General features: G+C 66.3%; 6 protein-coding genes and 1 pseudogene. 5 read left to right on the top strand and 2 right to left on the bottom strand.

The window, feature by feature from the left end; translation table 11 throughout:
• Positions 1-228 (bottom strand): annotated as a pseudogene (locus tag VE759_RS09820) (PE family protein); the annotation flags it as partial.
• Between VE759_RS09820 and VE759_RS09825 the strand changes: the two are divergent.
• The 5 genes from VE759_RS09825 to VE759_RS22885 all read left to right on the top strand — a co-directional run bounded on the left by VE759_RS09825 (position 221) and on the right by VE759_RS22885 (position 5,297).
• Complete coding sequence (locus tag VE759_RS09825; RefSeq protein ID WP_324931054.1) at positions 221-1,321, top strand: hypothetical protein; 1,101 nt, start codon at positions 221-223, stop codon at positions 1,319-1,321. The pseudogene VE759_RS09820 and the gene VE759_RS09825 overlap by 8 nt on opposite strands.
• Positions 1,322-1,433: 112 nt before the next feature.
• Positions 1,434-2,591 (top strand): alpha/beta hydrolase fold domain-containing protein, encoded by a 1,158-nt coding sequence (locus VE759_RS09830; protein ID WP_414687872.1) that lies wholly within the window; start codon positions 1,434-1,436, stop codon positions 2,589-2,591.
• 36 nt (positions 2,592-2,627) lie between these two features.
• The gene (locus tag VE759_RS09835) at positions 2,628-4,064 is read left to right on the top strand and encodes a wax ester/triacylglycerol synthase family O-acyltransferase (RefSeq protein ID WP_324931057.1); all 1,437 of its coding nucleotides are present in this window, start codon (positions 2,628-2,630) and stop codon (positions 4,062-4,064) included.
• A 59-nt stretch (positions 4,065-4,123) separates the two neighbouring features.
• Positions 4,124-4,381 carry a hypothetical protein gene (locus tag VE759_RS09840; RefSeq protein ID WP_324931060.1) on the top strand — a complete coding sequence of 86 codons (258 nt, stop codon included), beginning with the start codon at positions 4,124-4,126 and terminating at the stop codon, positions 4,379-4,381.
• A 286-nt stretch (positions 4,382-4,667) separates the two neighbouring features.
• Complete coding sequence (locus VE759_RS22885) at positions 4,668-5,297, top strand: hemerythrin domain-containing protein (RefSeq protein ID WP_414687873.1); 630 nt, start codon at positions 4,668-4,670, stop codon at positions 5,295-5,297.
• On the opposite strand, the gene VE759_RS09850 is transcribed toward VE759_RS22885, so the two are convergent.
• On the bottom strand, positions 5,249-5,635 hold a 387-nt coding region (locus VE759_RS09850; RefSeq protein WP_324931067.1), incomplete at its 5' end, for an HNH endonuclease signature motif containing protein. The two genes, VE759_RS22885 and VE759_RS09850, sit on opposite strands and share 49 nt — an antisense overlap.

Raw genomic sequence — 5,635 nt, forward strand, 5'->3', positions numbered from 1 at the left:
CGCGCCCGCTCCGGTGGTCGCTGCCCCTCCGAGGGTGCCGACCAGGGTGGCCGATCCGCCGGCCGCCGTCCCCGACGCGCCCCAGCCACGGCACGCCGCCACGCCGACGAACGAGCCGGCGCCGCTTCCGGCCGTACAGAACCCGTCGAACCCGATGCCGCACACGGCATCTGCGCCTGGCGCGGTGCCCCCGGCGGCGCCCGCCCAGCCGCCCCCAAGCGTGGCCACCGCGTCGCCGCCGGCGCCACCCAACCTGGACAGCAAGGCGGCAACGGCCAACCGAACCCCGCCTCCGGGCGGCGCGCCGGTCGGCCCCGCGCGAGTCGGCTCCGACACCGTTCCCTCGGCGTCCTCCCCGGTTTCGCAGGCGGGCAAGGCGATTGAAGTTCGCCAAGCCGAGAAGCTGCAGGCGCCCGAGCAGGATGTCCGAATCGCCAAGGCGTCGGCGCCCATCGAACAGCGGCCCGATCCCGCGCGCAAGGCCGACATCGACGACCTCGAGCGGGCGGTCAGATCGCCGGACATTAATCACGACGGCCGCGATCACAACGGTCACGATTGGAACCGGCCGGACCCCATGCGCGACGATCGCCACGATCACGACTGGGACCACCACGATCACGACTGGGATCACCCGGTGCGCCAATGGGATTCCCGGTGGGTGGATTACGACGACTACTACCGGCCGATCATCTGTAACCCGTACCACGACGAGCTGAGAGTCATCTACATCTACGAGTACGAGCCCCGGATCGTCGTGATCCCGCCACTGGCCAGCGTCGTCTTGGGCGCGCTCGATTACGGTGCGTACAACTTCACGGCGCTGCTGTTCGACCCGGTGGGAACGGCGCTGAATGTTGCGGTGGGTAGCTTCTTCGGTGGCGGTTACGACACGGGCCCGTTCCTGGCGCCTCCGCCACCGCTGCTGACCTATGACGACGTTCCGGTCTTCGTCAATTATCACCAGGCCCAATACGAGCCGTTCGTGGCGCGGCGGATCGTCGACGCCGGTGACGATGCCCGTTACGGTGAGCACAAAGTGTTGCTCGACGGCGTGACGCCGGTGTGGGGTAATTGGACGCAAACTCCCGATGGGCAACGCCAATTCGAGGTGCACAAGACTCAGCAGTTCCCGGGTTTGGATGATCCGCGGGAGGGGCCGCTGCCGGGCGACTACCAGCTGAGACTCGCCGACAAGTCGTCGGGCTTCAGCAGCAGAGACGTCTTCGTCGTAGCGGCCGCGGCGGTAGTCACGACGTTGGGGCTCTGCGGGGCAATCGCGCTGGCCGTCTCGCGACGGCGTGCGCGTGCATTGCACTGAGCGCGCCAGTCCGGCCGCTGGGGTGATTTTTCGCTTCCGAATCGGGGCCCGGGGGTACGCTGCGCGAATGGATGCCGGGCATCCCGGGCGGCCGGGGAGAGCAATGTGGTTCATGCGCGCCCGCCCGGCCGACTATCTCCTCGCGTTGAGCACGTCTTACGCGGCCCTGCCCGTGGTCGGCAAGCACCTGGAGCCGCTCGGCGCGTTGACCGCGATGGGCGTGTGGGGTTACCGCCACGCCCCGGATTTCGTCGCGTCGGCGGTGCAGAGCAAGCTCGCCGGGGGCGCCGCCGAATTGCGCAAACAGGCGAATATCAACGAGGTCGGCGTCGCGGCCCTGCGCGGGATCGTGGCGGCCGACGAATTGAACCTGGAGTGGCCGACACCCGACCGGTTGGCTCCATTGCTGCGCTACTCCCAGCAGCGTCGCCACTACGTGTTTCGGACCTCCGTCCGATACGGCGATGCGCCGCAGCAGGAGCTCGACGTCTGGCGGCTCAGACGGCTGCCGGCCGAGCCCGCGCCGGTGCTGATTTTCGTGCCCGGCGGCGCGTGGGTGCACGGCAGGCGACTGCTGCAGGGATACGCGCTGATGAGCCACCTGGCGGAGCAGGGCTGGGTGTGCTTGTCCATCGACTACCGGGTGTCGCCGCACCACCCCTGGCCGCGCCACGTCAACGACGTCAAGGCGGCGATCGCGTGGGCCCGCGCGAACGTCGACCGGTTCGGCGGTGACCGTGACTTCGTCGCGGTCGCCGGCTGCTCGGCCGGTGGCCATCTTGCCGCACTGGCCGGTCTGACACCCGACGACGCGAGCTTCCGCGGAGAACTGCCGGCCGACTCCGACACGTCGGTCGACGCCGCGGTCGGCATTTACGGTCGCTACGACTGGGAGGACCGCTCCACCGCCGAACGCGAACGGTTCATGGACTTCCTGGAACGCGTTGTCGTCAAGAAGCGCTATGACCGACACCCCGAGCTGTTCCGCGCCGCATCGCCGATCGCTCGCGTGCGGCCGGACGCCCCGCCGTTTTTGGTCGTGCACGGCTCGAGCGACACGGTGATACCGGTAGCGCAGGCGCGTGCGTTCGCCGAGCGGCTGCGCTCAACGTCGAGGTCGCCCGTCGGTTACCTGGAGTTGCCGGGCGCCCACCACGGATTCGACTTGACCGACGGCGCACGCACCGCGTCGGCGATGACGGTGATCGGCCTGTTCCTCAACGAGATCCATCGAAGCCACGTGCTGAGCAGGGCGAAAGAGGTTATATAGGAGTCTGCGACCGGGCCGTGATTGGGGGTGGCGCCAGTGAAGCGACTCAACGGCTGGGACGCCATGCTCCTCTACAGCGAGACGTCCAATATCCACGCCCACACCCTCAAGGTCGGCGTCATCGACGTCACCGACTTCGAGGGGAATTTCACCTTTGAATTGTTCCGCCGCACCATCCGGCGTCGCCTGCACCTGCTCGATCCGCTGCGGTACTGCCTGGTCGAGATCCCGTTCAAGCTGCACCACCCGATGTGGATGGAAAAGTGCGACGTCGACCTCGACTACCACTTGCGCCGCGTCGAGGTGCGCAGCCCCGGCGGCCGCCGGGAGCTCGATCAGCTGATCGGCGAGATCGCCAGCACCCCGCTGGACCGCAGTCGGCCGATGTGGGAGTTCCACTTCGTCGAGGGCATGGCCCAGAACCGGTTCGCGGTGATCGGCAAGGTGCATCACGCGCTGGCCGACGGCGTCGCGTCGGCCAACATGATCGCCAAGGCGATGGACCTCGACGGGCCGATCCAGGCCGAGCGCGATCTGTATCCCACCAACGCGCCGCCGACGAAGGCCGAGCTGGTGCGTGCTGCCGGCCGCGACCACATGCGGCAGCTGCGCAGGCTGCCCCGGCTGGTCAAGGAGACCGCCGAAGGGATCTCCCGCGTGCGCCAGCGGGGCAAGGAACGCGGCGAGCTGCCGGGTCTGGCGCGCAACCTGAACCCGCCGAAAACGTTTATCAATCATGTGGTTTCGCCCGGCCGGCGGTTCGCCACCGCGACGCTGGCGCTGGCCGACGTCAAGGAGACCAGCAAGCATCTCGGCATCACGATCAATGACCTGGTCCTCGCGATTGCCGCGGGCGCGCTGCGCGAGCTGCTGCTGCGCTACGACGGCCACGCCGACGAACCGATCATCGCATCGGTGCCCGCCAGCCTCGACCCGTCGCCGCACCGGCTCACCGGCAACGAATTCTTCGGGCTGAACGTGTCACTGCCGGTGCAGCTCGCTGATCCGATCGAACGGGTGCGGCTGACCTCGGTGGCCACCTCGATCGCCAAGGAGGACTTCCACCTGCTGGGCCCGAAGGTGGTGTCGCAGTGGGCGACTTACCTTCCGCCGTCGGTGGCGCCGCAGGTGTTTCGCTGGTTGTCCAAGCGTGAGGCGCAGACCAAACTGCTGAACCTGCCGATCTCCAACGTCCCCGGTCCGCGGGAACGCGGTCACTTCAGCGGCGCGACCGTCAGTGAGATCTACTCCGTCGGGCCGTTGGTCGCAGGCAGCGGCATGAACATCACGGTGTGGAGCTACGTCGACCAGCTCAACATCTCGGTGCTCACCGACGACCTCACCCTCGACGATCCGCACGAGGCAACCGAGGCGATGATCCATTCGTTCGCCGAAATCCGGGGCGGCGCCGGTCTTTCGGCGCACCTGACGCCCGTCGACACCGCGCTGGCCCAAGCCACTGTCGCCACCTGAGTTCATCAAAATCTCAGCACCCTGCCCCGGAATCCACCTGCGAGTGGCAGGCTCCCACCATGGCGTTCAAACTCACGTACCGCGACGGGCAAGAAGACGATTACGACGACAGCACCAAGTGGGAAGTCGAGGCTGGGGTTCTCAAGATGGGACGGCAGCCGGGCGAGTGGACGGTTTTCGTCTCCCCGAGTCATTGGGCCACCATCGAGGTCGGCGCTTCCCCTGCCCAAGACAAAGACAAGCCCAAAGACAAGGACACGGACAAGGGCGACGACCAGAACAAGAACCGCGACAGAAACCACGACGAGGACAGCTGACCTCAGGGTTGGCGCCGTAGATATCGCTCGGGGTGGAAGTAGCCGTTGGTGGTGGGTTTGCCCTTGTCCAGGTGGGGTGGCGGGATCCATTCTTAGCACCGACGCCGACAAACTATTTTTCACCTCTGACGCCCGCTGTGGGCGGAGCCCCAACTCTGTGGTTCGTGCGTTCGTCAACCGATCGCATCGGATTTCTCACTATCCCGCAGGTGGGGGCCTACGCTGCTGAGTTGTAACTTCGGGCACCGGGCACCGGGGGTAACAGATGCCGTGTGATCCGTTCGAGATGGCGTTGGTTCACCGTGGCTTCCGCAGGGAGTTGCACAACGCTGCTGACCTCGTACGCGGTGTCACTGCTGGTGACAGCGGACGCGCCGCAGTGGTTTACAAGCACATCGACTTCATGATGACGGCGGTGCATTTTCATCATTCGGCCGAGGACGAGTTTGTGTGGCCAAGGTTGTCCGCGCGTGCGCGTAGCCGCGCCGCCGAGTTGACCCGGATGGAGGATGCGCACCGCACCATCGACGATGCCAGCGAGCGAGTTCGGGCCACCGCAGTCGCGTGGGCCGAGGTGGGTGACCCAAGGCGTGCCGAGGAACTCATGTCCGAGATCGCGAGATTCGCGCCTCTCGTCGACGAACACTTCGACGACGAGGAGAACAACGTCGTTCCAGTTATCGCCGAATACCTCAGCCCCAAGGAATGGAGAAAGTTTCTTTCGCATGGGTCGGCGTTCGTGAGGGCACACCCAAGGCGGGGGCTCGCTCTCGGCGGCATCGTGCTTGACGGTGAGTCTGCCGAAACAAGGGAGCGCTTCCTCGGCAATTTGCCATTCCCCCTGCGAACGATCTTCAAGACCATCGGTCACCGCGTATACGCGGGATACCGGGCGCAGACGTACGGGTCGGAGTAGAGCTGGGGATGTGGGTAGTCCCTTGGCAACGCCGGGAAGTCTTGTCGGGGCGGGATCCATTCGGTAGTGCCGTCGACGCGTTTGCGGGTTTTCCAGCCGTGGTGGTCGAGCACCCTGTGATGGGGCTTGCAGGCAAAGGTGAGGTTGTCGATGTTGGTCGGCCCGCCGTTGGCCACCTCGTCGACGTGGTGGGCCTGGCAGAGGTAGCCGGGCACGGTACAGCCGGGTTTGGTGCAGCCGCGGTCTTTGGCGTGCAACACCAGTCGCTGGCTCGGACTGGCCAGGCGCTTGGCGTGGGCCAGATACAGCTCTTGGCCGCTGTGTTTGTCGAAGACCCG

This window comes from Mycobacterium sp. (assembly GCF_035640695.1).
Taxonomy (GTDB): domain Bacteria; phylum Actinomycetota; class Actinomycetes; order Mycobacteriales; family Mycobacteriaceae; genus Mycobacterium.

What these genes read in the sequence shown, in the direction of transcription:
- VE759_RS09830 (WP_414687872.1), top strand. Translation starts at nt 1,434, where the DNA reads ATGCGCGCCCGCCCGGCCGACTATCTCCTCGCGTTGAGCACGTCTTAC.
- VE759_RS09840 (WP_324931060.1), top strand. Translation starts at nt 4,124, where the DNA reads ATGGCGTTCAAACTCACGTACCGCGACGGGCAAGAAGACGATTACGAC.
- VE759_RS22885 (WP_414687873.1), top strand. Translation starts at nt 4,668, where the DNA reads ATGGCGTTGGTTCACCGTGGCTTCCGCAGGGAGTTGCACAACGCTGCT.